This is a genomic window from Corynebacterium sp. HMSC035E02 (assembly GCF_001836065.1).
In the GTDB taxonomy this organism is placed as follows: Bacteria; Actinomycetota; Actinomycetes; order Mycobacteriales; family Mycobacteriaceae; genus Corynebacterium; species Corynebacterium hiratae.
In genome coordinates this window covers 1-22425 of sequence record NZ_KV827297.1, presented here as the reverse complement: position 1 = coordinate 22425, position 22425 = coordinate 1, and the positions used below count along the sequence as shown (strand labels likewise).

General features: G+C 61.8%; 21 protein-coding genes and 1 tRNA gene. 13 read left to right on the top strand and 9 right to left on the bottom strand.

The features are described 5' to 3' along the window. Positions 1-137 precede the first annotated feature (137 nt). The 4 genes from HMPREF2635_RS01525 to HMPREF2635_RS01510 are packed head-to-tail and all read right to left on the bottom strand — an operon-like array spanning position 138 to position 6795. Entirely contained in the window at positions 138-1283 is a 1146-nt protein-coding gene (locus tag HMPREF2635_RS01525; RefSeq protein WP_070821155.1) for a DUF3322 domain-containing protein, read from the bottom strand. Then, the gene (locus HMPREF2635_RS01520) at positions 1270-4668 is read right to left on the bottom strand and encodes an ATP-binding protein (RefSeq protein ID WP_070821154.1); all 3399 of its coding nucleotides are present in this window, start codon (positions 4666-4668) and stop codon (positions 1270-1272) included. Before HMPREF2635_RS01520 ends, HMPREF2635_RS01525 begins: the two co-directional genes overlap by 14 nt. Next, complete coding sequence (locus HMPREF2635_RS01515) at positions 4661-5326, bottom strand: DUF4194 domain-containing protein (RefSeq protein ID WP_070679910.1); 666 nt, start codon at positions 5324-5326, stop codon at positions 4661-4663. The genes HMPREF2635_RS01520 and HMPREF2635_RS01515 overlap by 8 nt, the downstream gene beginning before the upstream one ends. Beyond that, positions 5323-6795 (bottom strand): DUF3375 domain-containing protein, encoded by a 1473-nt coding sequence (locus HMPREF2635_RS01510; protein WP_070821153.1) that lies wholly within the window; start codon positions 6793-6795, stop codon positions 5323-5325. Before HMPREF2635_RS01510 ends, HMPREF2635_RS01515 begins: the two co-directional genes overlap by 4 nt. 223 nt (positions 6796-7018) lie before the next feature. Between HMPREF2635_RS01510 and HMPREF2635_RS01505 the strand changes: the two genes are divergently transcribed. Together HMPREF2635_RS01505 and HMPREF2635_RS01500 are read left to right on the top strand one after the other, a co-directional pair. Then, positions 7019-7462: a helix-turn-helix domain-containing protein gene (locus tag HMPREF2635_RS01505; RefSeq protein WP_070821152.1), complete on the top strand. Its 444-nt coding sequence runs from the start codon at positions 7019-7021 to the stop codon at positions 7460-7462. A 61-nt stretch (positions 7463-7523) separates the two neighbouring features. After that, positions 7524-8096 (top strand): PIN domain-containing protein, encoded by a 573-nt coding sequence (locus tag HMPREF2635_RS01500; protein WP_070821151.1) that lies wholly within the window; start codon positions 7524-7526, stop codon positions 8094-8096. Positions 8097-8105: 9 nt separating this feature from the next. Here HMPREF2635_RS01500 and HMPREF2635_RS01495 read toward each other — a convergent pair whose 3' ends face one another. Next, entirely contained in the window at positions 8106-8525 is a 420-nt protein-coding gene (locus HMPREF2635_RS01495) for an organic hydroperoxide resistance protein (protein ID WP_070821150.1), read from the bottom strand. 63 nt (positions 8526-8588) lie between these two features. Beyond that, positions 8589-9923, bottom strand: coding sequence for an AAA family ATPase (locus tag HMPREF2635_RS01490; RefSeq protein WP_070821170.1), 1335 nt, complete (start codon positions 9921-9923; stop codon positions 8589-8591). 198 nt (positions 9924-10121) lie between these two features. Between HMPREF2635_RS01490 and HMPREF2635_RS01485 the strand changes: the two genes are divergently transcribed. From HMPREF2635_RS01485 to HMPREF2635_RS01455, 7 genes are all read left to right on the top strand, one after another. Continuing rightward, positions 10122-10496 (top strand): hypothetical protein, encoded by a 375-nt coding sequence (locus tag HMPREF2635_RS01485; RefSeq protein WP_246824823.1) that lies wholly within the window; start codon positions 10122-10124, stop codon positions 10494-10496. Positions 10497-10602: 106 nt separating this feature from the next. Then, positions 10603-11142, top strand: a complete 540-nt coding sequence (locus tag HMPREF2635_RS01480) for a hypothetical protein (RefSeq protein ID WP_070821148.1) — start codon at positions 10603-10605, stop codon at positions 11140-11142. 103 nt (positions 11143-11245) lie between these two features. Further along, positions 11246-11322 (top strand) — tRNA-Ile (locus HMPREF2635_RS01475). Between the two features lie 129 nt (positions 11323-11451). Further along, entirely contained in the window at positions 11452-11901 is a 450-nt protein-coding gene (locus HMPREF2635_RS01470; protein WP_070700639.1) for a Panacea domain-containing protein, read from the top strand. A gap of 184 nt (positions 11902-12085) precedes the next feature. Continuing rightward, positions 12086-13159 carry a trimeric intracellular cation channel family protein gene (locus HMPREF2635_RS01465; protein WP_046647250.1) on the top strand — a complete coding sequence of 358 codons (1074 nt, stop codon included), beginning with the start codon at positions 12086-12088 and terminating at the stop codon, positions 13157-13159. Positions 13160-13207: 48 nt separating this feature from the next. After that, positions 13208-14806, top strand: coding sequence for a peptide ABC transporter substrate-binding protein (locus HMPREF2635_RS01460; protein WP_232745382.1), 1599 nt, complete (start codon positions 13208-13210; stop codon positions 14804-14806). 43 nt (positions 14807-14849) lie between these two features. Continuing rightward, positions 14850-16415 carry a mechanosensitive ion channel family protein gene (locus tag HMPREF2635_RS01455; protein ID WP_070821147.1) on the top strand — a complete coding sequence of 522 codons (1566 nt, stop codon included), beginning with the start codon at positions 14850-14852 and terminating at the stop codon, positions 16413-16415. Between the two features lie 153 nt (positions 16416-16568). On the opposite strand, the gene HMPREF2635_RS01450 is transcribed toward HMPREF2635_RS01455, so the two are convergent. Next, positions 16569-18218 carry an alkaline phosphatase D family protein gene (locus HMPREF2635_RS01450; RefSeq protein WP_070821146.1) on the bottom strand — a complete coding sequence of 550 codons (1650 nt, stop codon included), beginning with the start codon at positions 18216-18218 and terminating at the stop codon, positions 16569-16571. Between the two features lie 154 nt (positions 18219-18372). Here HMPREF2635_RS01450 and HMPREF2635_RS01445 point away from each other — a divergent pair, with 154 nt between their 5' ends. The 3 genes from HMPREF2635_RS01445 (at position 18373) to HMPREF2635_RS01435 (ending at position 20678) form a co-directional block, all read left to right on the top strand. Then, complete coding sequence (locus tag HMPREF2635_RS01445) at positions 18373-19032, top strand: excalibur calcium-binding domain-containing protein (RefSeq protein WP_070821169.1); 660 nt, start codon at positions 18373-18375, stop codon at positions 19030-19032. A 10-nt stretch (positions 19033-19042) separates the two neighbouring features. Next, positions 19043-19846 (top strand): serine hydrolase domain-containing protein, encoded by an 804-nt coding sequence (locus HMPREF2635_RS01440; protein WP_070821145.1) that lies wholly within the window; start codon positions 19043-19045, stop codon positions 19844-19846. Positions 19847-20246: 400 nt separating this feature from the next. Beyond that, on the top strand, positions 20247-20678 hold the full coding sequence (locus HMPREF2635_RS01435) for a hypothetical protein (RefSeq protein WP_049156841.1): 432 nt from the start codon (positions 20247-20249) through the stop codon (positions 20676-20678). A gap of 12 nt (positions 20679-20690) precedes the next feature. Here the strand turns inward: HMPREF2635_RS01435 and HMPREF2635_RS01430 are convergent, their stop codons facing one another. Further along, entirely contained in the window at positions 20691-21449 is a 759-nt protein-coding gene (locus HMPREF2635_RS01430; RefSeq protein WP_158396164.1) for an HAD-IIA family hydrolase, read from the bottom strand. Positions 21450-21466: 17 nt separating this feature from the next. Beyond that, positions 21467-21769, bottom strand: a complete 303-nt coding sequence (locus HMPREF2635_RS01425; RefSeq protein WP_070700662.1) for an acyl carrier protein — start codon at positions 21767-21769, stop codon at positions 21467-21469. A 26-nt stretch (positions 21770-21795) separates the two neighbouring features. Between HMPREF2635_RS01425 and HMPREF2635_RS01420 the strand changes: the two genes are divergently transcribed. Next, a partial coding sequence (locus HMPREF2635_RS01420) for an alpha/beta fold hydrolase (RefSeq protein WP_141761666.1) occupies positions 21796-22425 on the top strand: 630 nt, incomplete at its 3' end.

Below are 22425 nucleotides of genomic sequence, written 5' to 3'. Positions count from 1 at the left end.
AGCTGCAGCTCAAAGACTCTGATAATGGAAAAACTCCAAGTTATTAGTTTAATATCGTGGCTGGGATGTCTCAATCCGGCCCTTCCAGGGCTCCTAGCGGCTTACGAGCTCCTCTCTTTTGTGCTACTGCCTGAACTTCAAGGTTGCTGAGTTAGTCCGAAAAATTCCCTAATCGGCGGACTCACATGTGCAAACGGAATCCGCTCCTGCTCAATGCGCAGCCGGCCCTCGGTGAAGAGCAGGCGGTAGGCGCGCTGCTCTTCGGTGGTGAGGTGGGTAAGCGTGGCGGAGCCGTCGCCGGGGTCGGGGACGGCGAGGTGCTGGAATGCGGTGACGGTGGCGGTGTCCATGAGCAGTGATTTCGTGTGGGGGAAGTGGGCGCGCACGGCGTTGAGGATGGCAAAGCCGGCGGCATCGAGGTCGCCCCAGTAGGTGATGTCGGTGTGGTTGAGCCAGCGCAGTGCGTGGAGCTGGTGGGCGGCGGTGCCGGAGCCGAGGAGGGCGATGGTGGGAGGGGAGGCGTCGGCAAGCGTGGGCAAGGCGAGGAAGGTTTGCTTGTTTTCCACGATGAGTACCCGGGGTGGGGTGTCGGGGAAGAGCTCGGCAGCGTTGGCGAGGGGGATTTCGATATCGGAGAGTGCTGGTGCGTGGTTGAGGTAGCGCAGGCGCAGGCGGGTGTCGCTGCGGCGAAGGCCCAAGTCCGTGATGCCGAAAGGCGCGAGGAGTGTCAGCAGCAGGCGGCGGTGGTTGCCAATCCACTTGCCGTCCACACCTTCGACCGGCACGGCACGCTCCCACTCGCCGGAATGGGGGTTCGCGCGCAACCAGGTCAGGCACGGCCCCAGACAGCGGAGATCATAGCCGCTTAAATCCTTCCACTGGTTGTAGGAGCGGTGGACGGCATGGGTGAACTCCGGGGAGTTCGGGAAGATAGCGGCGATGTCCTGGGCGCGTTGCCGGGCGGTGGAGTACTCGCGTTCCAAGCCCGCGGCGGTGGCGATACGTTCAGCGCCGGTGAGTGCAACGCGGGTTGGAACATCGTTGGCGCCTAGGCCCGCGCGGGACCAATTGCGTGTTTCATAGATGACTTCGTCCTGGTGCGGCCAGCGCTGCCAGGCACGGATGAAGTCTTGGGTGGTGCTGATATCGCGGGCGGCGGCCGTGGCTGTCGGCGAGTGCAGCGGCCACGCCAGGTGCAGCGAATCCGGTTCAGCGAGCGCTTCGGCGAAGTGGTTGCGTAGGTATTTCGCCGCGTGCACCTGCAGGTCTTTAGGCATCCGCATCGGTGGGCTCCTCGGGGCGGGGCTGTTCGGGGTTGGGGGTGGAGAGGGAGGAGGCGTCGATAAGTGAATAACCTGTGCGCGCCTGCGGGCGGCCGTTGATAATCGGCTCGTCGTAGTTGACCACGATGGTGCCATCCACGTAGGGCGAGAGCGTCTGGATGAGCTTGAAAGGCGTGGCCAGAATCATGTGGAAGCCAAAGGACGCGAAGACGGACATGGCCGTGCGGGTAAATGTGGGATCGGCGCGGTCAAAGGCCTCATCCAAGATGATGGAGCCATAGGTAGGCACGTCCTGATCCGGTTCCGCCAGGCGGAAGCGCAGGGCTGCTGCCAAGCAGAAGAAGACGAGCTTTTGTGCCTGGCCGCCGGAGAGCGACGCAGAATCCTGGTAGGTATTAGCCGTGGTGCCGTCGGGATAGCACTCGCGGCCGATGAAGCTGACGTGGCGGCGGGTATCCAAGACCACGTTGCGCCAGCGGATATCCTCCGGGTGGCTGGAGCCCAGTCGACTCAAGATCTTGTCCAGGGCGTGGTAGCGCCGCAGGGCGGCATCGTGCTCGTCCTCGCTGATTTCGGCCAGGCTGTGGGAGGTGGCGGCATCCAAATCCCGCTGGAAGTCTTGGACCACCTGGCCGCGGGCGTCCTTGACATCAATGCGCAGGGTGCGCTCACCGTTGAAGGGCGAGCGCTCCAGGGACTTGTTGATGAACTCCATGCGCGTTTCGATATCGCTGCGCGCATGGCGCAGGGAGGAAGCCAGGTGAGAAAGATTCTGGACGGTCTGGCCGTTGAGCAGCTCCAGGAAGCGGGCACGGAAGTCTGCCAGGCGGTCAGCTCGTAGGTACTTCAGCTTCTCGATGCCCTCGCCGGCGAAGCTGGCCTGCGGTTCCAGGTCGGCGGCTTCTGCCGGCCACTGGGATAGATAGGCGTGGAGGACGGAGACGATCTTGCCGTTGGCCTCCTCAATACGGCGCGCGGCGGTGCGGGCAGCGTCTTGCAGGTCGGCCTGGACTTCATCGCGCCGGGCATCGATGTTATCGATGGTCAGCGTGCGCTTGCCCTTGTGCAGGGCTTCCTCGACGGCTTTCGCGATGTCCTTGTCGGCGATCTCCGGCACGGTGTCGATGATGCGGCGGCGCTCGGTGGAGCGCTTCAGCTCGCCTTCGACGTTGCCGAGGTGCTTCTGCGCCTGGTTGAGCTGGGCGCGGGCCGCATCCAGTTTTTCCTTGGCGTGCTGATGGGCGGCGGCTAAGGCCTGGGCCTCCGGGGAGGATGCCAGGGCATCGTATTGTTCTTGAAGGTCCTGCTTGCGCGCCTTCGCGGAGGCGGTGTCAATGTCCTGGAATTTCGTGTCTAGCACCTGCTGTGCTTTATCGCGCTGGGCGCGCAGGATGTCCATCTTCCGGTTAAGGTCGTGGACCTGCCTGGCTGCGGCGCTGGCGGTGGCTTTGGCCTGTGTTAACTGGGAGCGCAGTAGCTCAATCTTGGCGGTGTTGGTGGAACCCACCCGGTACCATGCGGTACCGGCAAAGCGCCTGCGGTCATCCTTGATGAAACGCGTGGAGCCGTCCTTGTCTTTGGGGCGGCTTTCCAGGCCATCGCGGGTAACGGCGGGAGTTGAGGTGACCTTATCCAGTTCCGCTACCGACTCCACACATTCATAGTTGAAGCGGTGCGAAATGTGTTGGCGTACCCACGCCGTCATGGGGTGATCCTGGAATTCCAACTTGTGGATGAGCTGCCGGGGGCTGCGCGCGGAGGCCGGCGCTGACGTGAACTCTGGGATGGTGCGGTATTCCAAGCGGGTGCCCACGTTGCGGGAGTTGACCCACTGGTTAATTGCTTTCCGCGCTTCCTCTGGTACGAGTAGCGTGGCGGCGAAACCGTGCAGGAGCTTTTGGATGACCGGCTCCCAGTCCGCCTGCTGCGGGCTGATGTCTATCAACTCGCCGGCGAAGGGAAGCTCGGATTCGGCATAGCCGGTATCGCGGGCGAGTTGGGAACGCAGCTCCACTAAAGCCTTGTCGATATTGGTGCGCCGCGAGCTGAAAGAGCGCAGCTCGCTATCCAGCCGCGCGCAGGCGGTGGCCGCGTCGCGGGCGGCCACACCGGCTTCCTGCTGCTGATTCGTCAGATCGGCGGAGTCGGTCTCGAAATCGGAGAGTCGTAGCTGGGCGTTGGCCTGCAGCTCAGCGAAACCTTGCGGGCTGAGCTCATAGTGCTCGGTCCATTGGCCCGCGGCAGCAGCAAGGCGTTGGAATTCTTTGGAGCGGTGCGCAATCTCTATGTCGGCAGTCTCCATCTTGGCGCGCAGGGCATCGAGCTCGCCGGCGCTGAGCTGGGAAACGGCCATCGCGGCGCGGCGCTCCGCATCATCGAGGTGGGCGACATCGGCCTCAAGGGATTCCACTTCCGACTGGGCCTCTACCTGCTGGGCGTTCAGCGCGCGGATGCGAGAGTCCAGCTCCTCTGCCACCAGGCGAGCGCGCACGGCCGGCAGTGCCTCGCTCATGGCCTCCGCCTTGTGCTTATCTGCCTCCGCGGTCGCGCGCTGGGCATGCAGCTGGGGCAGGGGAGCGAGCGTATCAATCTGGGCCTTGACGTCCTCGACCCGCAGGTACGCTTGGCGCAGATCTTCAAATTGTTCTACGGCTTCCTCCGCCCTGGAGAAGGTCGAGGGCCGGTCCAGCATGTAGTCCCGGAAGAGCTGATCCAGGCTGGAGAGCGACTTCGCGGACTGCGTGCGGTGGAGCAGCAGCTGGCCCTCCACGTTCTTGATGCCCAGGCGTTTGCGGAAACGATCCGCAAACGTGGCATATGTCGGCGTAAAGGACGCGCCGGGTCCCTTGTACAGGGCTTTGATCTTGCGGGTGTCCAGGCTACGAGCGAGCAAGGGGCTGAGCTTATCGACGTCCTCATCACCTGGCACCAGCCCATACAACTTCTTGATCTGGCCTACTGAGTTCTCACCGCCATTGAGGCGGAAGATAGCAATGAGCGTGTGTTGCTTGCCCGCGCCGTTGTCATAGGTCAGTGCTACCACCGAGTTGGTAGCCCCCTCCCGCAGGTACTCCGGGGCGATTTCGCCGGTCTGCGCGTTTTCCTGCTGCCGCCACGCGCCGCGCACGTAGGAGACGAGGCTGCGCCCGTTGTGCCGGCCGAGGTCCTGCTGCGAAGCTGCGTTGAACTTCAGGTGGTTCTGTGGAACCAAGACCGCCGACATCGCATCCAGCAGCGTGGACTTGCCGGAGCCCGAACCGCCGGTGATGAGGAAACCTTTGCGCGCCACCGGGATGGAAAAGTAGCCGTGGAAAGTGCCCCAGTTGATCAGCTGAATGCGGCTGATACGGAATTGTCCGGGGTACAGGCTGGCGTGACTAGTCATCGGAAGTTTCCTCCTTCTCCTCATCTGCCTGCTCTTCCTCGGCCTGCGCCAGGCGGGCGTATTCGTCACGGATGGCGGTGACTGTGGAGGCGTCGAAAAGCTGGCGTAGCACCGGTGAGACCTCGAAGCGCCCCTCGGTCTCAGTAGCGCTCAGCAGTGAATAGTCGTTCTGAATGCGCTTAATGGCGGCGTTGAAGCGGCGGTTGAAACCGGCCTCATCGCGGTTGTCCACCGCGCGGACGTAACCGATTCCCTCCCGGAGGTCCTCGACGTCCACGATGACCCGCTCGCCGGGCAGCGCAAGCCCCAGCTCTTGGCGCAGGTTCAGCAAGATAGCGGTGTCGATGTGCTTGAGCTTATCCGTGCGTAGCACCTGCGGGATGCTCAAGGTTTCTTCTTCTACCATCCGGGTAAACGCGAAGCCCTCGGTCTCGTCCACGACGAGTTCCAGGAACACCTCATGCAGCCGGGCGCGGAGGTTCTCCTCATCCGAGATGATGGCGGCCCACAGCACCGGTTCCTTCTGCGCGCGAATGAGCGGGCCCTGCAAAAGCTGCACTAACGCGCGCCGCGAGTGGTAGGTCAGCGAACCTTTATCGTGCTCCCACAAGGGTGGCTCGTGGGCGGAATCGACGCGGGGAGTGTGTGCGGCGGTCACTGTAGCTCCTTAACGGTGGTGTGATCGAAATACAGAGTAGGGATATAGGCGGAGCGCACCGTGCCGTCCTCCTCGGTCCATGTGACTTTCTCACGCGATGGACGCAGCACGGGCACTGGGTGTTGGTCTGCGATGTGCACCAAGCCCACCACGCTGGCAAGGCCCTGGGTAGGGGGATGGGCGTGCAGCACCTGGCCGATCGTGCAGGGGCCGGACTGGGCGACGGCCGAGCGTATCGCCTCGTGCAATTCCTCGAAGTCAATCTCCGATTCGCGCACCAGCTCATATAAGGCTTGCGGGTCTTCTGCCTCCGGCTGGTATGCCACTGGGGTTTCCTCCACGATTTCCCGTCCCGGGTTGGCTAGGCGGATACGGGAGACGGAGTGAATCGACATACCGATGCGCTGCAGCGGTGTCTCCATCCGGTGAAAGGCTTTGAGCTCGGAGTTTTGCGCGGCATCGATAGCCATGCCGCGGGCCTCCCGCAGTAGCTCAATCATGCGCCGGTCCTCCGCGAACTGCTCGGAGGAGACATAGTTGCGCAGGCTGCGTGCCAGCCCCGTCATGGTCTGGTTGACCTCGAAGCTGGTTTCCTCCATATCGCGGAAGAGCCTGCGCAGCTGCTGCCGCCTGTCCGCGGCCAGCGCCTGCCCGGCCTCGCTATCGAGGACCTCCGTGATCCACTGGTCCAACCAGGCGCTGCGCTCCCTATCCATCAGGAGGGAATAGAAGCCACGGAAACTGTGCCCGGCGTCTGACTCCGCGATGTGGTCCACACCGTTGAAGATCTCCTCCAGCACCTCGCCCCGATAGCCCTCTGGATCCAAAAGCTGGCGGCGCAGCTGGTGGTTGAGGGCCTCGAGCTCGTGGCGTACCCGGGCGAAATCGCTCGGCACAGCCATGGCCATGTTCAGAACGTCCTGGACGCGCTCTTCTGTCTCCGCGGCGGTGAGCCTTTCGAACTGCCCGCTGCGGGCTTTTTCAATCTCACGGTCGATGCGGTCGCGCTCTTCTTCCAAGCTGGCTACGCGGCTGGCGATGTCTTCGTTCGTATCCCGCGCTAGCCTTTGCAGCGCGGAGCTAATCGATTCCACGCGTGACGCCGTCACTGTGGTCACCGGAGCCTCCCAGCGCTCAATGGCTTCGAGGGCAGACAGGGCTTCCTCGCTGGGTTCGAGCGTTTCGCCGTGGGAACTCTTACCGGATTTTCGGATGAGCCACCCGGCCTTGACCCAATCATTGCAGTAATTCTGCGGTGTGCGGGGCATGGAAAACTCACTGGCGATCACCTCAAAATCGGTGACCATGAGCTCATATACCTCCGCCGCCGGGCGCGCCCGGGTGCCGCGCGGGAAGTACTCCGCGATCAACGCCAAAATCACGGGCGCGTTATCCGCGGCCAGTAGCCGGATCGCGGCGGAATCGCGCATCAAACGTCGCAGCGATAGGGCGCGTGCTTCAACAGACATGTCTTGATTCTGACAGGTGCGCCGGACATGCGCAGTGGAGTAGGGCTCAGATTTTCGAAGATCGGAGGTTTAGAGTGCGGGTAAGACCATGGGCAATTCGGGTAAGGGGGTGGCGAATTGGGGTATTTTGTGGTCACGTACGTGCAGTGTGACTACGATTGGAAGAGATTTCACTTGTAAGTGAAAAGGATTTAATTGGTTGTAAGAAGAGGAAGGAGTGCCGATGAACGCCGCGACATTGATTAACGATCGGGTGATGATCGACGATGACATGGTTGAAAATCTCCAGTCCCTACCTTCTCTCGGCGCCGCGACTTTTCGGGTGACAGACGCAGAGGGCCGTGTTGTGTCGTTGCCCCTTGACGTGCAGCGACTGATTTCTCAAGTGTTGACTTCTGTTGCGCAGCGCGGCGAAATTACCATTTCGCGCGTACCCGAGGAACTTACCAGTACTGTCGCTGCAGAGATTTTGGGTGTCTCTCGTCCAACCCTCATGAAATGGGTTAAAGAGGGAAAGATAGTGGCTCACAAGTGTGGAACGCACACCCGCTTTAAGCGTGATGATGTTCTGAAGCTGAAGCAGCAGCGAGCCGAGGAGCGGGCTCAGGCGTTCAGTGAGTGGCGTGAATTCGAAAAGGAGAACGAGCGCTTTTTCTCTGAGCTCTAGTTGGGGGATGGGTCAAAGCTAGCTTCTGCGTAGGCTTAGTCCTCTCAGTATCCTGTTGAGTATGCCGCAGAGAGTATTCGTTGATTCAAACATCTTAGCGAGTCGTACGATCCTTGATTGGTTGTTTGCGCTGCAGTGCCTGTCAGGGAGCATGTTTGTGTTTTATACGTCGCAAGACGTACTTGCGGAAACCATACGAGTTCTGCGGCGGAAATTCCCTAAAGCGCCAGGGAAGATTGTTAACGATCGTGTCAAAAAGGTTGGGGCGGTGATGGAGGAAATCCTTTGCGACTTCCCAGGGGACCTTCCTTTCGATGGCTTGGACCAGGATGATTACCATGTCCATGCTGCAGCGGTTGCTTCGCGCGCTGACATTGTCTTGACTGATAACTCACAGGACGACATAACTACGTCTTCTGATGCGCAGCACTACGAAATTGTGAGCGCAGATGATTTCCTCATGCTCGTTCACGATTCCGCACCGCACTTAGTCTTGAGATGTACGAAGCAGCAACTTGATTACTGGCAAACACAATCTGGTTTTCGGGGGTTGGATCATGCACTAAAGCGGGCAGGTTGTCCGAACTTTGCCGGAGCAGTGCGCGAGGCATTAAAAGTCCTCGCGCGACAGTAGACCCCCTTCTTAGTCCTCCGCCACGGTAACGCTGACGTCGATGTTGCCGCGGGTGGCCTTGGAGTAGGGGCACATCTCGTGGGCGGCGTCGGCAAGCGCTTGGGCGTCCTCTGGGGCCAGGCCGGGGATGGTGACCTCGAGCTCGACGCTGAGGAAGAAGCCCTCGGAACCACTGTTGAGGGTCACGCGCGCGCCGACGGCGGAGTCGGTGACGTCGACGTCCTTGTCCTTGGCCACGGCCTTGAGCGCGGAGTGGAAGCAGGCGGCGTAGCCGGCGGCGAAGAGCTGCTCGGGGTTAACGCCTTCGCCACTGCCGCCCATTTCCTTCGGGGCGGTCATGGTGAAGTCGAGGTCAGATTCCTGGACGACGGTGCGGCCATCGCGGCCAGAGCCAGTGGAGAGTGCTTCGGTGGTGTAGGCGGCGGTCATGAGTAACTCCTTCGTGGTTGAGAGGTTCTGGGGCGCCGATTGTACGCGGGAATGGAAGCTTGCTCACGTGCTGGCCGTGACAAGCTCCCGCAGCGCGACCAGCGCCTCACGGGAGGCGGTGCCGTAGCGTTCGCGTAGGAAGTGGTGGGTGGCGTCGGGGTTGTCCAGGGACACGGACGCGGCGCTGAGATTGTGCAGTTCCGATTCGCCGGCATCGGTCTTCTCCACGGACCAGAAGCTTTCCGGGCGCAGGCCCAGCTCGCTGGAGCGCTCAAGCACGCTGAAGGCGTGGGAGGCAAAGATGAGCTGCGCGCCGTTGACGTTGATGCTGGGCTCGCGGAAGGCATAGATGATGAAATCCAGCAGTGCTGGGCGCAGGGCGGAATCCAGCTCATCGGCCACCAGGATCCCACCGCGGCGCAGCGTGTCCAGAACCAGGGGAGCGGTGGCCATCCAATTCTGCGTGCCGCCGGATTCATCGGTCAGCTTCAGCGCATAGTAGGAGTCACCGACTTTGTGCTCCACGATGATGGAGTGCAGCAGGGACTCGATCTCCGCATCGGAGTAAGCCTGGAACTCGTCTGGTCGGCGGATGCTGCCGGCGCTGCGGCTGAGCGCATCAATGACCGGGCGCATCTGGCGGAAGACATGCTCGGGGATGCGGTCTTGGTCAAGCCGCACGGAGTTGATTCCGGCATCGGCCGCGCGCAGCAGCGCGGCAGCCTCATGCAGGTGCAGCTTGCCCTCACGGATAAGGGTGGTGATGCGGGAGGCAGTACTCATGGAGGTATGGCCGTGCGGCAGGTAGGCCACGTCGTGCACCAGGGCACGGGCTAGCGGGGCGAGGATGGGGTGCTCATCGCGCAGTCCAGCGGACAGGAGCAGCTCGGTGTCATCGACGGGGCCAAGCTTGGCGACGTCCCCCTCATCCATAAAGGACTTAGTCCACTGCACCTCCTCGCCGCGGGTGCGCACGAAGCAGGGGCTCCAGCGAGTCGAAGGAACGCGGCTGAGCCACTCGGCGTGTACGCCGGTAAAACTCCATTGGAATCCGTAGAGGTAGCGCACGCCATCGAGCTCAAAATCCAGCTCGAAGGTGCTGGGCAGGCGCTGCGTGCGGGGATCCAGGCGGTACGGGGCGTGGGGGAGTTGGTTGGGTGGGGCGTCGGCAAGCCAGGTGGTGGCGGAGGACTCGATGGCGAGCAGAGCGAAGGCGAGGGCGTTGAGGATGCTGCTCTTGCCGGAAGCGGTGGGGCCGATGAGTACGGAGATGGGATCGCTAACCTTCGCCCAGCCTTCTTCCGGGGCGGTGGAGTGCTGCCAGTCGTGGTAGAGCGTGAGCGTTTGGGTGGCGCGGATGCTGCGGAAGTTGGACACGCTAAAGGAAAGGAGCCTCATGATCACGAGACTACAAGCTCATAGATTCTTCATCAGGTAAAACTGTCCTAGGTTCGGGCGCTGAGTTCTCGCCCTATGCCTTAACCCAGCCGGCGTTGGTAGCGTTTTAGTACGTGCCGCAAAAGTAACCACAGGAGGTCACATCCTATGGGTGGGGATAGTACTGATCTGCTCGTATGCATCGGGCTAGTGATTGTCATGGTTCTTTACTGGACCTATTACATCCGTAGTGTGCGAAAAACTCCCAGATCAGAAAAATGGTACGACACAGTAGGTTGGGATGGGGCCGAAAGTGATGGCGTGCTCTTCATATATCCCTACGGCACGCTCATCATGGGCGCTGTTGGAGCCACGGGGTTGGTTGCAAGCATGGGCCTTCCAGAGCCTGTCGAAACGCTGCTGTTTCTTCCACTCATTTCTGCTTTTGTCATTGGGGCGATTGGTTTTACAGGCGCGTTCGGGATTCCGCTTCCGTGGCCATTTGTTCCGCGTTGGGTAGTGGATATCCGCAAAGCAAAACGCGCTCGGAGACGCGAGCGCAGGCAAGCTAGGAAAATGAAAAAGAAAGAATAGGCCTGGTAACTGACGCAGAGGCCGAAGCCAGTGTGTAGTGGGTCTAGGGCTGAGTGACGTCAGTTTTGTAGGTGAAAGTAGCGGCGGTGCACGCTAGGCTTTTGGCATGAAGTATCGGAACGTTCAGATCAGCTCCGTCGCGGCGCTTGTCATGAGCCTGTTAGGCGCGGCGTTCTTTGCTTTGGGGCGGGTCATATTTGGTGTCGGCGGATGGTTCGCTTTCTTTACCCTTCCAATCGGCGGCATCGTGGTCCTTGCACTGTTAGTTTTGTGGCTCATCCCCGTGCGTACCCCGATGGAAGATGAAGGGGGCGGAACGTACAAGGCATTCGGGTGGCGCGAGTCGTGGGCATTCATTGCTGTGACCGTGTTCCTCTTCCTGGCTGGCTTCTTTTTGGTCGATTACGGCGATACCGATGAGAGCGTGAAATCCGCCTTCACCCAGATTGTCGGTCGGTGGGCCTTAGACCTGTCCTCGATACTCTTTTGGCTCAGTGTTTTCGGGGTGATCGCCTCCTACGTTATCGGGGTCGTTGTGTCGGTGAAGGGGCGCAACGCCGCTGATGAGGACCAGACGCCGAGTTCAGACCCGGAAGACCTAAACGAGGCAAATCTGGGCGAGAAACTCGGCCAGGGCGAGGCCTAAATTGCCGTTTTCTGGGCCTGCCGATTAATGTTGCTGGGAGCGGATTCGCTGTGTGCGTGAGTGCTGGCTCGGCGCTGGTGCGGAATGCAGGCAGGGAACACGCGGGGCTATAGCTCAGTCGGTTAGAGCTACGGACTCATAATCCGTTGGTCCCGGGTTCGAGCCCCGGTAGCCCCACCACGCAAAGCTTCCATTGCTTACCGCTTGTATGCTGCCCCTGGGGAGGGCCTTTACGCCTTTTCGAGCGTTGGGATGGTGGCATGTCTGGGGCCTGTTGTACGCTTGGCGGGAACTGGAAGGAGGGCAGACATGGAACAATTTAAGGCGCGGCAAATCGCCGAATGGTTTGTAGCGTGGGCTGATGAAACTGATGATGCTGAGATAACGCAGCTTAAGCTTCAGAAGCTTCTCTACTACGCTAAAGGGCTGCATATGCGCAGTTCTGATGGCCTGCCGCTTTTTCCTGAACGCATGGAAGCATGGGCACATGGCCCAGTAGTTGTAGACGTCTACCATGACGTTAAGCACTACGGAAAGCTTCCCATCGACCCCGATGAGTTCATCTCGGATGATTTCGACTGGGATGATTACCGCGACGTTGAGCGGGATTTGATTGAGGTGTGGGACAAATATGGCCCCTACTCCGCATGGGCATTGCGGAATAAAACCCACACTGAATCTCCTTGGAAAAAGAACTTCGTCGAGGGCAAACGCGGGCTGGAAATAACGGATGCCGATCTGAAGAACTATTTCTGCTAGCCGTGGGCAAGAAAAGTAAACGACGGGGAAGTGTTTTATGTCCTTTGGATTGAGAAAGCCTACAACGAGCTCTACGTGCATTAGCTTCTTTTCTTAAGCCTTAGTCCCTACCAACAAGGCGGTCCGTCTAAAGCAATAGAGTCTTAATGCGAGAATCCGCGCGCTACCCGATACGATGACCACCATGAGCGTTGTCGAGATGGACCCATTGATCGAGTCGCTGTACTACTGGTCCGACATCATAGGTGTCCTCCTCATGGGCATCATCGGTGGCACCATGGCCCGGCAGCGCGGCTATGACATCGTGGGCTTCTTCTTCATCGCGATGTTCTCTTCCCTCGGCGGCGGCATGATCCGTGACGTGCTCATCAACCGCGGCACCGTCGCCGCGATGAGCCAGCCGGAGTATCTCTACCTGGCGTTTACTGGCGCCATCATCGCCCGCTTCGTCTACTTCAAGGGCAAAACGTGGGACTACGTGCAGTCGCATGGTGATGCGGTGGTCTCGGCCCTGTGGGCGTCGACAGGCGCGCTCAAAGCCATCGCGTATGGCCTGCCCCTGATTCCCTGCATCATGATGGGTGTGTTCACGGCTACGGGCGGCTCCATGATCCGTGACATCGCCATGGGGCGCGAGCCCGCGGTCTTTGGTGATAACACCCCCACCGTGATCCCCGCGGTGGCCTGCGCGCTGGTGGTCTTGGGCGCAGACTCGGCCGGCTACTTGGCGTGGGGGGTTATTCTCGGGCCGGTTGTGTCCTTTGTCCTCACCATGCTGGGCATCTGGGCGGGCTGGCGCGTACCCGCTCGCCAGGAATGGGCGCCGGTCAATGACACCGCGGCTTACGTCATGGTCATGGCGCGCAAGGCGGAAAGCAAGGGGCGTGCCGTGGGGCGTCGTCTAGAGCCCACGAAGCTTCGCTCCTGGCGCCACAACCAGATGGAAAAGGCCCTGCAACGCCGCATCGAGCGCGAAGTCCGAGCCGGCAAGCGCCGTGCGGAAGCCGCCATCGATGCCTCCGAATTCCTCGACTCCTTCAACGAGGAAGTCGCAGAGATGTCGGAGATGATGGAGCCGGCCGTTGCGGAAGCGGAGTCCTCCGACTTCGGTGTGGACCTAAGCGGTGACTCCTACGAGGAACAGAGCGCTGAGGGGCCAACGCCGCGCGAGCTTTTGGATCGCATCTTGGCCGATGATCAGCTCACCGATGAATTGGTGGAAAGACTCATGCGCCGATATGAAAAAAGAGATGATTAGAACCTGAGAAATGCTTTAATCTAGTGATGAAAGTGAGGTGATGGACGCGTGACGTCGAGGCGTTCTTTTCTGGGCATGCTCGCGGCGCTGGCGGTGTCGGGCGTTGCGGCCCCCACGCTGGCGGGTTGCGGAACGGAACCGGAGCGCATGGATACCTCGGGAATGAATCTCATTACTACCGATATCTCGGAGCCGCAGCGCTCCCTCATCCCGGCCGATTCCAACGACGTGCCAGGCCAAACCATCATCAACCTGGTGTACTCGGGCCTGATGTACCTGGATAAGGACGGCGGCGCCCATTACGACATGGCGGAATCCGTCACGCAGGTTGATGACACCACGTTTGACGTGCAGATTCGTGAAGACGCGGTGTTCTCCGATGGCTCGAAGGTCAGCGCGCAGGACTTCGTCGATACGTGGAATACGGCAGTGCGCCAGTCCCTGCTTTCCGCACATCACTTTGCGCCGATTCTCGGTTTCAATGAAGGCAGGAAGGAGATGCGCGGGCTGACGGTGACGGGGGAGAAGTCCTTCCGCATTGAGCTCTCGCGCCCCACGGCGGGCTTCATTGAACGCTTGGGTTATTCCGTCTTTTTCCCCATGCGCTCTGCGGATCAGGACAAGCTGAGTGAGCGCGGCACGGACCCGATTGGCAGCGGGCCATACCTGTTGGCCTCGTGGGAACGTGAGAAGGCGTTGACCCTCGTGCCGAACCCGCGTTATAAAGGGCCGCGACACCCGCAGAATGAGGGCATTAAGTTCGTCGTGTACGCCTCGGAGGAGCAGGCCTACGAGGATCTTGTGGCGGGCCGGCTGGACGTGCTGACGCGCATCCCGGCGGAGAAGCTCGGAAGCTTCGAAAAGGAGCTCGGCGCGCGGGCCCTTACTAAGCCTGGCGGTTCGATCATGGAGATCACCATTCCCGCCAACGATGCCAATTTCCGCGGCGAGGCTGGCCGCCTGCGCCGCCGGGCCCTGTCCATGGCGGTAGACCGAGAAAAGATTGCGCGGGACATCTTCCACGACCGAGTGACTCCGGCCAACAGCTTCGTAGCGCCGCTCTTCGGCTCCCCACCGCCTGCGCCGGAAGGTGCTGACGTGCTGACCTACCAGCCGGATAGAGCCCGCGAGCTGTGGGAACAGGCGGAGAAGCTAGACCCCTTTAAGGGGACGTTCAGCATCGCGTTTAACGCCGATGGCGGCCACAAGACGTGGGTCGATGCGGTGGCTCAGCAGGTGACGGATACCCTCGGTGTGCTCGCCGAAAGCAAGGAATTTGGGACCTTGAAGGAATTGCGTCGAGAGGTCACAGCGCGGCACATTACCGGTGCTTTCAGGACGATTTGGCAGGCGGAATTTCCGGATGAGTCGACCTTCCTGGTGCCGCTGTTTGCCTCCTATTCCTCAGAAAACGAGTCAGGTTTTCGCAGCACCGAATACGACGAGTTGCTGAAGAAGGTAGGCCAGGCGAAGGACCGGGAGGAGGCCCAGGAGTACTACTTGCAGGCCCAGGAGCTGTTGCTGGAGAAGATGCCGGCGATTCCGCTGTGGACGACTAAGGCATTCAGCGCCTACGGCAAGGACATCATCCCTGCTGGCTACACGTGGAAGCCCACTCCGAACTACTATCTCATCCACCGCGCTTGAGATTCCAAGGGTTCTGTCAGGCTGTAGGACTAGGCTTGGCGTAATGCTGAAGTATTACTTTTTCGCCATTTGGCAGGCCTTCGTTGACCATGGTTTGCCACTGCTAGGAATGCTGTTGTTGGCGATTCTCATCCCGCGCATCGGCCGCTTGGCGGTGCGGGTCATTGAGTCCCGCCTCGATGAAAACCAAGAGTCCACCAAGGCGCGCTTGGCGCTGGCCGGCGCGCTGGTCTATGTGGCACAGGCGGTGGCGTACTTCCTGCTCGTGTTGGCGGCGCTGGCCAACGTTGGAGTGCCTCCCCTGGGCGCGGCCATCCCGGCAACCGTGGTCTCGGCTGCCGTCGGTTTCGGCGCCCAGTCGATCATCGGTGATTTCCTCGCCGGTTTCTTTATCCTCTCGGAAAAGCAATTCGGTGTGGGTGACTATGTCAGCTTCGACGGAGTGACCGGCGTGGAGGGCACCGTCGTTTCGCTGACCTTGCGCACGACGACGGTGCGTACGCCGACCGGTGAAGTTGTCATGGTGCCGAACGGTTCGGCGGGCGTGGTCACAAATTACTCGCAAGAGTGGTCGCGCGCGGTGGTGGATATTGCCATCCCGGTCCATGAGGGCGATTCCGTGCAGGAGCTGACCGAACAGGTAGAGAAGATTTCACAACGCGCCATCGATACCCCGGACATCCGCGCGGACGTGGCTGGTGAGCTCGACGTTCTGCCCGCTACTGGGTTGGTTGCTCCCACGGTGGCCGGCCAGCCATGGCAGGTGAAGTACCGCGTCTTGGTGCAGGTCAACCCCGCACGCCAGTGGGCGGTGGAGCGCGCGATCCGCTCGGCGCTGCTTTCTTCCTTCTGGGATCTGTACAAGCTGCCTAACACTGAAAACGTCGCGGGTGAAGTCCTGGAGGTGCTGGGCGGCGCGGTGGATGCCGATGCCCCCACCACCGTCATGCCGGCGGCAGGCGCTAACACCGAGTCGAGACAAGAGAGCTCGGCGTCCGAGACGGAAGCTATCGCCGCTGACGCTGTCGCTGACGCGGCCGCCGAAGCGCAAGACAGCAAGGATGACGGCCCAGGGCGCCCGGCCTATTCGGCCGAACCCGACGACGAGGAAGAGGATGATTACGGCCGCGGTATCTGGCGCGCGGATAAGCCGGAGAACAAGTGGGACTCCTTCTGGACGCTTGGCGGGCGCGTGCGTCGCTCCACCACAGGGCTTATCGCCGGGCTCGGCGCGATCAGTGTGCTGCTGTTAGCGTCCGCCAACCCAGACGGCGTGGAGAATGCCGGGTGGCTATCACCCTCGCGCTGGATGGGACAATCAGAGACAACGTCCGAGTCCACTCAGCCCTCCGAACCTTCGCCAACGCCACAAACCGCGCCACAGGACGAGCCTACCTATGTCTCGACGCCCGAGGAGCCGGTGGAAAGCGTGCAGGGCACAGTCACTGAAAACACCCCGGACAGTGAAGCCGTCTACGCACCTGTGAATCCAGGGGAACCGACAACCCAAACACCAGCGGAGGAAGGGGTCTCCGAAACTCCCGCGCCCACTGAGGGCGCACAGGCTACCGCTACTGAAGGGGCCTCGGAGCCTTCCGCCGAGATGTAGACCCGAAGGGGGCCGAGAGGCGCTGCACAGAGAGAGGTGAGAGAGACGCTTGGAGAGGGCGCACGAGAGATATGAGTGATAGGGAAGTGCAGCGGCGTAATGCGCTACACCTTATGTATCGGCCCATCGCCACCGATCGTTAACGCAAGCAAGCTAGCTCACAACTCCCGCGCCCGGCCTATAGGTCAGCGCATGCGCCTGCCTCACGGGGGAACCCGGCCTGAGTACATCATCCACGCGCAGCCAGTGCATCTGCGCCTCCTCGCGGCTCAGCGTGACGAAGCAATAGCCGTGGCTGTCCAGCTCCACGTGGTGGCACTGCGGGTTGGCCTGGCGTAGTACCTGTTCGGCGAGGCGGGAGACAGTATTGCCCGCGCGTAGGTTGAGCGCCTCGTTGATATTGGGCGCCGACACGGACCCGCACACCATCTCCGCGGCAACCACCTCCTCGCCCTTGCTAATCGTATGCGCCCATTCGGTGTGGATATCGCCGGTGAGGAACAGGGCGTGGGCAGGGGAGGCGCGGAGGGCGTCGATAAGCGCGCGGCGTTCTGCGGAGTAACCATCCCACTGGTCCCCATTGACGGGAATCCCTGTGATGTTCTTCGTCAGGGCGGCGGCCACCTGTGCGGTCAGCGAATTCTCCTGCAGCGACACTAGGTTCAGCGGGGCAAACATCACCGAATTCCCCAGCAGATTCCACGTGGCCTGCGAGGTCTCAATCTTTCCCAGCAGCCAGTCATACTGCTCCGAGCCCAGCATGCTCCGGCCCTCTTCCATAAACGCCACTGGGTTCCATGGCGCCTGCTGGTCGCGGTAGGTGCGCAGGTCCATCATGGTCAGCTCCGCCAAATCGCCGAAGGTCAGTGAGCGGTACAGATGCCCGTCCTCGGAAGCCGCGGTGGCGCGCACGGGCATCCACTCGAAATAGGCGCACATGGCCGCCGTCTGCCGCTCCTGCCAGCTTCCTTCCGTGGCGGGGGCGTGGTTCTCCGCGCCGCCGGCCCAGTTATCGTTGGCCGTTTCATGGTCATCCCACACCACGATCCACGGCAGAGCGGCATGCGCTGCCTGCAGGTCGGGGTCGGTGCGGTAGCGCCCGTAGCGCGTGCGGTAATCCGCCAGCGTGGTGATCTCGTGCGCTGGGTGGTGCAGGCGCACCGGCCCAAACCCGGAGTATTCGCCGGCGGCGTACTCGTAGATGTAATCGCCTAAGAACACCATGTAATCCAGCTGCCCGGAGTGCGCGCGCTGGGCGATGTCCGCGTAAGCGCTGAAGAAGCCCGACTCCCAGTTCGCGCAGGAGGCGACCCCAAACGTGAGCTGCTCCGGCGAGGAGGTGGCCGCAGGTGCGGTCTTGGTCCGCCCGATGGGGGAGGAGACACCATCGACGAGGAAGCGATAAAAATACACGGTGTCCGGCTGCAGGCCGTGCGGGTCCACGTGGACGGTATGGTCACGGCTTGCGGAGGCAACCACAGTGCCGCGCTTGACGACGTCCCTCATCTCCCCATCCGCTGCCACCTCCCACTTCACGGTGACCGAGGGCCCTACGCCGCTGCCCGGCAGTGCCTCCTCGGTGGGCGTGATGCGCGTCCAGAGGATGACTGAATCCGGAATCGGATCGCCGGATGCCACTCCGTGCACGAAGGGCAGCGTGCCCGCGGGCGGCTCTACTAGCCCGAGGGAGGAGGTGGACGTGGGATCGGCTGCCGAAGCCGAAGAGGCGACGAGGGAGGCAGCGGTGGCTGTGGCTAATCCGGAGGCGTGGAGGAGGCGGCGACGAGTTAGAGAGCGGCGCATGGCTCTACGGTTTCTCCGCTGAGGCGGTGTCGCAACTTGGGGGCAGAGAATTCGCCCGCCGGTCAGGTGTGGTTTTCCGTGGCTTCACGTGTGCTTTACCCCTTGGGGTGGAGTAATTTCTTGCGGGGTGAGTTACGGGCTATAACTTATGCTTATGAAGAAGTTCTCTCGTGCGGTTCTCGCCGCCTCTGTCTCTGTTTCTCTCTCCCTGTCCGTTGTCGTCCCCGCTCAGGCGGAGACCGGTGCTTCCTACGAGGAGGCCCCCACCGCGGTTTTCTCTCCGTCTGATACGGGCGACCTCGAGTCCGGCCTGTCTTCGGAGCTGGATGTTGAATCCTCCAGCAAGGAGCTGGGCTCCTCCACCGAAGGCACTGGCTCCTCCAGCAAGGAGGAAGATGACGCCGAATTCGAGCAGTCTTCCCAGGGTGAGAGGATTGCCTTGGGCCTGGGCATTAGCGCAGCGCTTCTCGCGGCCATCGCCGGCGGCGTGTTCTGGGCCGTGCAGCAGGGAATCATCCCGAACCCGCTGCCGGGCGTGATTCCTTCGCCGAAGGCACAGGAGCCCGCACCTGCTCCGGCACCTGCACCTGCCCCCGCACCGCAGCCAGCTCCGGAACCGGCTCCTGCGCCGGCTCCCGCCCCTGCGCCTGCACCTGCCCCCGCACCGAAGCCGGCACCGGCTCCGGCCTACTACTCTCGCTGCGCCGATGTGTGGAACGCGCTGGGCCGCCCCATCTACCCGAGTGACCCGGGCTTCCGTTCCAAGTTTGACCGCGATGGTGATGGCGTAGGCTGCGAGCGCGATCCTCGTTAAGCTGGAGCGCATGAGCGCTTTTTCTTCTCTTGAGTCCTGGCCCGTCGATACCGTTGCCGGTGCCTTGCTGCACCGCGGTGAGGTAGTAGAACAGGTCGGTGATGTCTCCCGCCGCTTCCCAGTAGCCTCCGTGACCAAGCTGGTGGCTGCCTATGGGGTGATGGTGGCAGTAGAGGAGGGCGCTGTGGAGCTGGATCAGGCAGCCGGTCCTGAAGGCTCCACGCTGCGACACCTGTTGGCCCATGCCTCGGGGGTGGGCTTTGATACCCGGGAGTCTCAAAAACCGGTAGGAGAGCGCCGTATCTACTCCTCGGCGGGCTATGAGTGGGCTGCCGAGGTAGTCGAGGCTGCTACCGAGATTTCTTATGCTGACTACCTTGCGGAAGGCGTGTGCGCTCCGCTGGGCATGCAGGCCACCACCCTGGAAGGCTCGGCCGGGCACGGCTTGGTTTCTAGTGTGGAGGACCTCTCCGCCTTTGCCGCCGAGGTGTACGCGCCGCGCCTGCTTGATCCCTCCACCGTGGAAGAGATGCGCAGCGTCCAGTTCCCGGGGCTGCGCGGGATTGTGCCGGGCTACGGCAGCTTCAAGGACTGCACGTGGGGGTTGGGCTTTGAAATCCATGGCGAAAAGAAGCAATGGATGGGCGGCTTGCCAGCCGATGCCGTGGGGCATTTCGGCATGAGCGGAACCTACCTGTGGGTGGCCGGTGAGTGGGCGATGGTGGCGCTCACGGACCGCGACTTCGGAGACTGGTGCAAGCCGCTGTGGGCCGAGACCAATACGGCGATCTGGGAGGAGTGCCAGGCGCGCTAGCCATAGCCGCGGTGAAGAACTTGGATGGCGTAGCGGCGCACCGACAGGCGCCACAACGGGGGTAGTGGGGCACCTGTGGCGACCGCGCGCACATGATGCTCGTGAGCCCTCATGTGGCGAATGTGGTTAATGGGGTGAATTTCCGGGCGAAAGTCTCAACCTGATATTGAGGCAGTGGGGGCTTAAGTGCAGGTTGAGGGTTGTTGTGGCCTAAGTGGCAGGGGAAAATCGTGGGCACACAATGACGCACCGAGTGGCCACATACCGTGGCCACACCAATCGGTGTTCGCGCCTCGGCGCGAGTGGCGTGATGAAGACTAGTTCGTAGGGGAAGACGAAGCTCGTCTTGCGTCGGCGCATGCCGGCGTGCCATCACTCGCACGTCAAAGGAGTTTAAGGAGTGAATCAACGCGTTCACCCGCAGGTAGCCGGTGCAACCGAGCCGGCCCCTTCAGCCAGCCCACTTGGCAGCCCAGCGGATACGTGGCCCAACCGCGCCTGCGGTGAGGTCTGCACCGCCGTGCTGCAGATCTCGGGCATGCCGCGCAGCCTGCGCCCGGCCATCGAGCGCGCCATGGCTCGCTGTATTCGCAGCGAAAGCGAATTCATCGTCCCCGGCGATGACCCGCTGACCGCCCAGTGGTGTACCCGCTGGCGCCGGGACCCGCTGTGGGACGTTGTCGGCATAAAAGCCGACAACGCAGGCTGCACCGGAATCGGTTGCCAGCAAGTGCTCACCGGAACGCCCAGCGAATTGGAAGCGCTGGGCCGCGCGGTGGAGATGCTGGCGGGGGAGTACGGTTTTCGGGGCGTCGTCAAGCGTGCGGTCTAAGTCGGTGAAGGCCTAGTCCGCGAAGGGATCGAAGATGCGCTCCGGAAGGTCCGCCACGGAGTCAATGATGCGCGTCGGGCGGAAAGGATAGCGCTCGATGATGCGGTCATCGCTGATGCCGGAGCGCACCAGGATGCTGCGCATGCCGGCCTCGAGGCCTGACTTGACGTCGGTATCCATGCGGTCACCGATCATGACGGTGTTTTCCGAGTGTGCGCCGATGTTGTTTAAGGCGCTGCGCATCATGACCGGGTTCGGCTTGCCCACGTAGTAGGGCTCGCGGTTGGTCGCCGCGGTGATGAGTGCGGCCACAGCACCCGTGGCCGGCAGCACGCCCTGCGGGGCCGGGCCCGTGACGTCCGGGTTAGTGGCAATGAAGCGCGCGCCGTTGCGGATGAGATTGATGGCCGTGGTGATGGCTTCAAAAGAATAGGTGCGGGTCTCGCCCAAGACCACGAAGTCCGCTTCTCGGTCGTTGAGGATCCAGCCGGCCTCGTGCAGCGCGGTGGTCAGGCCGGACTCGCCCACGACATAAGCCGTGGACAGCCCTGCCTGGTTGGAGAGGAAGGCCGCCGTGGCCGTCGCCGAGGTCCAGATACGCTCGGCCGGGATATCCAGTCCTGTGTTCTGAAGGCGTGCTGACAGGTCCCGCGGAGTGGACATCGAGTTATTGGTCAGCACCATGTACTCGATGTTGTTGTCCTTCAGCGCTTGGATGAATTTATCCGCGCCGGGAATCATCTCCCCTTCCTTGATGAGGACGCCGTCCATGTCAGAGAGGTAAGAAATCACGAGTGTTCCTCCACGTAGTCAGCAAGTTCGCCCACCGTGGTTACGGAGAGCATGGTTTCTTCATTAAGGCGGACCCCGCAGGCTTCCTCGAGGCGCACGGCTAATTCGATGCGCTCGAGTGATTCAACCCCCAGGTCCTCCAGCTTTGCTTCGCGCTCTAGTCCTTCCTCCACGCCGGTTACCTTCGTGATGAGGCGGGTGAGCTCGCTATAGGCGTCGCCGGTGGGTGCAGAATCCTGCTCTTCGGCCGGCGCGGAGCCGAAACGGGCTTGGAGTTGCGCTGAAAGGTCATTAGCCATGGGGCCCAGTCTAGTATTGAAATGTCATGGTTATTCGAGCACGTTCCTCCGCCGTCGCGCGCAGCTGGTCGCGCCGGGTTCGCCCCCGCATGCGCGCCATCGAGCACGCCGTCCACAATGAGCTGCATGATCTCACGACTGAACCGGGCCTGACTGCGGTGAGCGACTCGGGCTTCGTCGACAACGACGGCGTGCGCGTGGCGTGGTACGAGGTGGGCCCTGCGGATGCGGAGGTCACCGCGGTTTTCATCCACGGCTACTGCCTGTCCGCGGAGAGCTTCTATTCCCAGGTCAACGACGTATGCCGCAACTATCCCACGGTGCGCTGCCTGCTTGTCGACGTCCGCGGCCACGGCCAATCCACCCACGTCGCCCCCGCGCAGTGCACGGTTCGGGGCGCGGCCGACGATGTGCTGGCCGTCATCGCTGAGCGTGCCGCCGAGGGGCCGTTGGTGCTGCTTGGGCACTCGATGGGCGGAATGATTGCGCTTAACCTGCTGCGCCGCGCACCGCGCCAGATCTTTGACCGCGTTGAGGGGATGGCGCTGGTGGCCACCTCGATGCAGCGCTTTGCCGCCGCAGGCGTGGCTCGCATCTTGGAATCGAAGACCCTCGGCGCGGTCTACCGCGCGTGCTTGAAGCTGCCCCGTCGGCTC

Excerpts from the sequence above, each read along its gene's own strand:
- HMPREF2635_RS01440 (WP_070821145.1), top strand. The coding sequence starts at position 19,043 with ATGAGCGCTTTTTCTTCTCTTGAGTCCTGGCCCGTCGATACCGTTGCC.
- HMPREF2635_RS01455 (WP_070821147.1), top strand. The coding sequence starts at position 14,850 with ATGCTGAAGTATTACTTTTTCGCCATTTGGCAGGCCTTCGTTGACCAT.
- HMPREF2635_RS01485 (WP_246824823.1), top strand. The coding sequence starts at position 10,122 with ATGGTTCTTTACTGGACCTATTACATCCGTAGTGTGCGAAAAACTCCC.
- HMPREF2635_RS01495 (WP_070821150.1), bottom strand. The coding sequence starts at position 8,525 with ATGACCGCCGCCTACACCACCGAAGCACTCTCCACTGGCTCTGGCCGC.
- HMPREF2635_RS01445 (WP_070821169.1), top strand. The coding sequence starts at position 18,373 with ATGAAGAAGTTCTCTCGTGCGGTTCTCGCCGCCTCTGTCTCTGTTTCT.
- HMPREF2635_RS01430 (WP_158396164.1), bottom strand. The coding sequence starts at position 21,449 with ATGGACGGCGTCCTCATCAAGGAAGGGGAGATGATTCCCGGCGCGGAT.
- HMPREF2635_RS01465 (WP_046647250.1), top strand. The coding sequence starts at position 12,086 with ATGAGCGTTGTCGAGATGGACCCATTGATCGAGTCGCTGTACTACTGG.
- HMPREF2635_RS01500 (WP_070821151.1), top strand. The coding sequence starts at position 7,524 with ATGCCGCAGAGAGTATTCGTTGATTCAAACATCTTAGCGAGTCGTACG.
- HMPREF2635_RS01450 (WP_070821146.1), bottom strand. The coding sequence starts at position 18,218 with ATGCGCCGCTCTCTAACTCGTCGCCGCCTCCTCCACGCCTCCGGATTA.
- HMPREF2635_RS01520 (WP_070821154.1), bottom strand. The coding sequence starts at position 4,668 with ATGACTAGTCACGCCAGCCTGTACCCCGGACAATTCCGTATCAGCCGC.
- HMPREF2635_RS01510 (WP_070821153.1), bottom strand. The coding sequence starts at position 6,795 with ATGTCTGTTGAAGCACGCGCCCTATCGCTGCGACGTTTGATGCGCGAT.
- HMPREF2635_RS01480 (WP_070821148.1), top strand. The coding sequence starts at position 10,603 with ATGAAGTATCGGAACGTTCAGATCAGCTCCGTCGCGGCGCTTGTCATG.
- HMPREF2635_RS01470 (WP_070700639.1), top strand. The coding sequence starts at position 11,452 with ATGGAACAATTTAAGGCGCGGCAAATCGCCGAATGGTTTGTAGCGTGG.
- HMPREF2635_RS01425 (WP_070700662.1), bottom strand. The coding sequence starts at position 21,769 with ATGGCTAATGACCTTTCAGCGCAACTCCAAGCCCGTTTCGGCTCCGCG.
- HMPREF2635_RS01490 (WP_070821170.1), bottom strand. The coding sequence starts at position 9,923 with ATGAGGCTCCTTTCCTTTAGCGTGTCCAACTTCCGCAGCATCCGCGCC.
- HMPREF2635_RS01505 (WP_070821152.1), top strand. The coding sequence starts at position 7,019 with ATGAACGCCGCGACATTGATTAACGATCGGGTGATGATCGACGATGAC.
- HMPREF2635_RS01525 (WP_070821155.1), bottom strand. The coding sequence starts at position 1,283 with ATGCGGATGCCTAAAGACCTGCAGGTGCACGCGGCGAAATACCTACGC.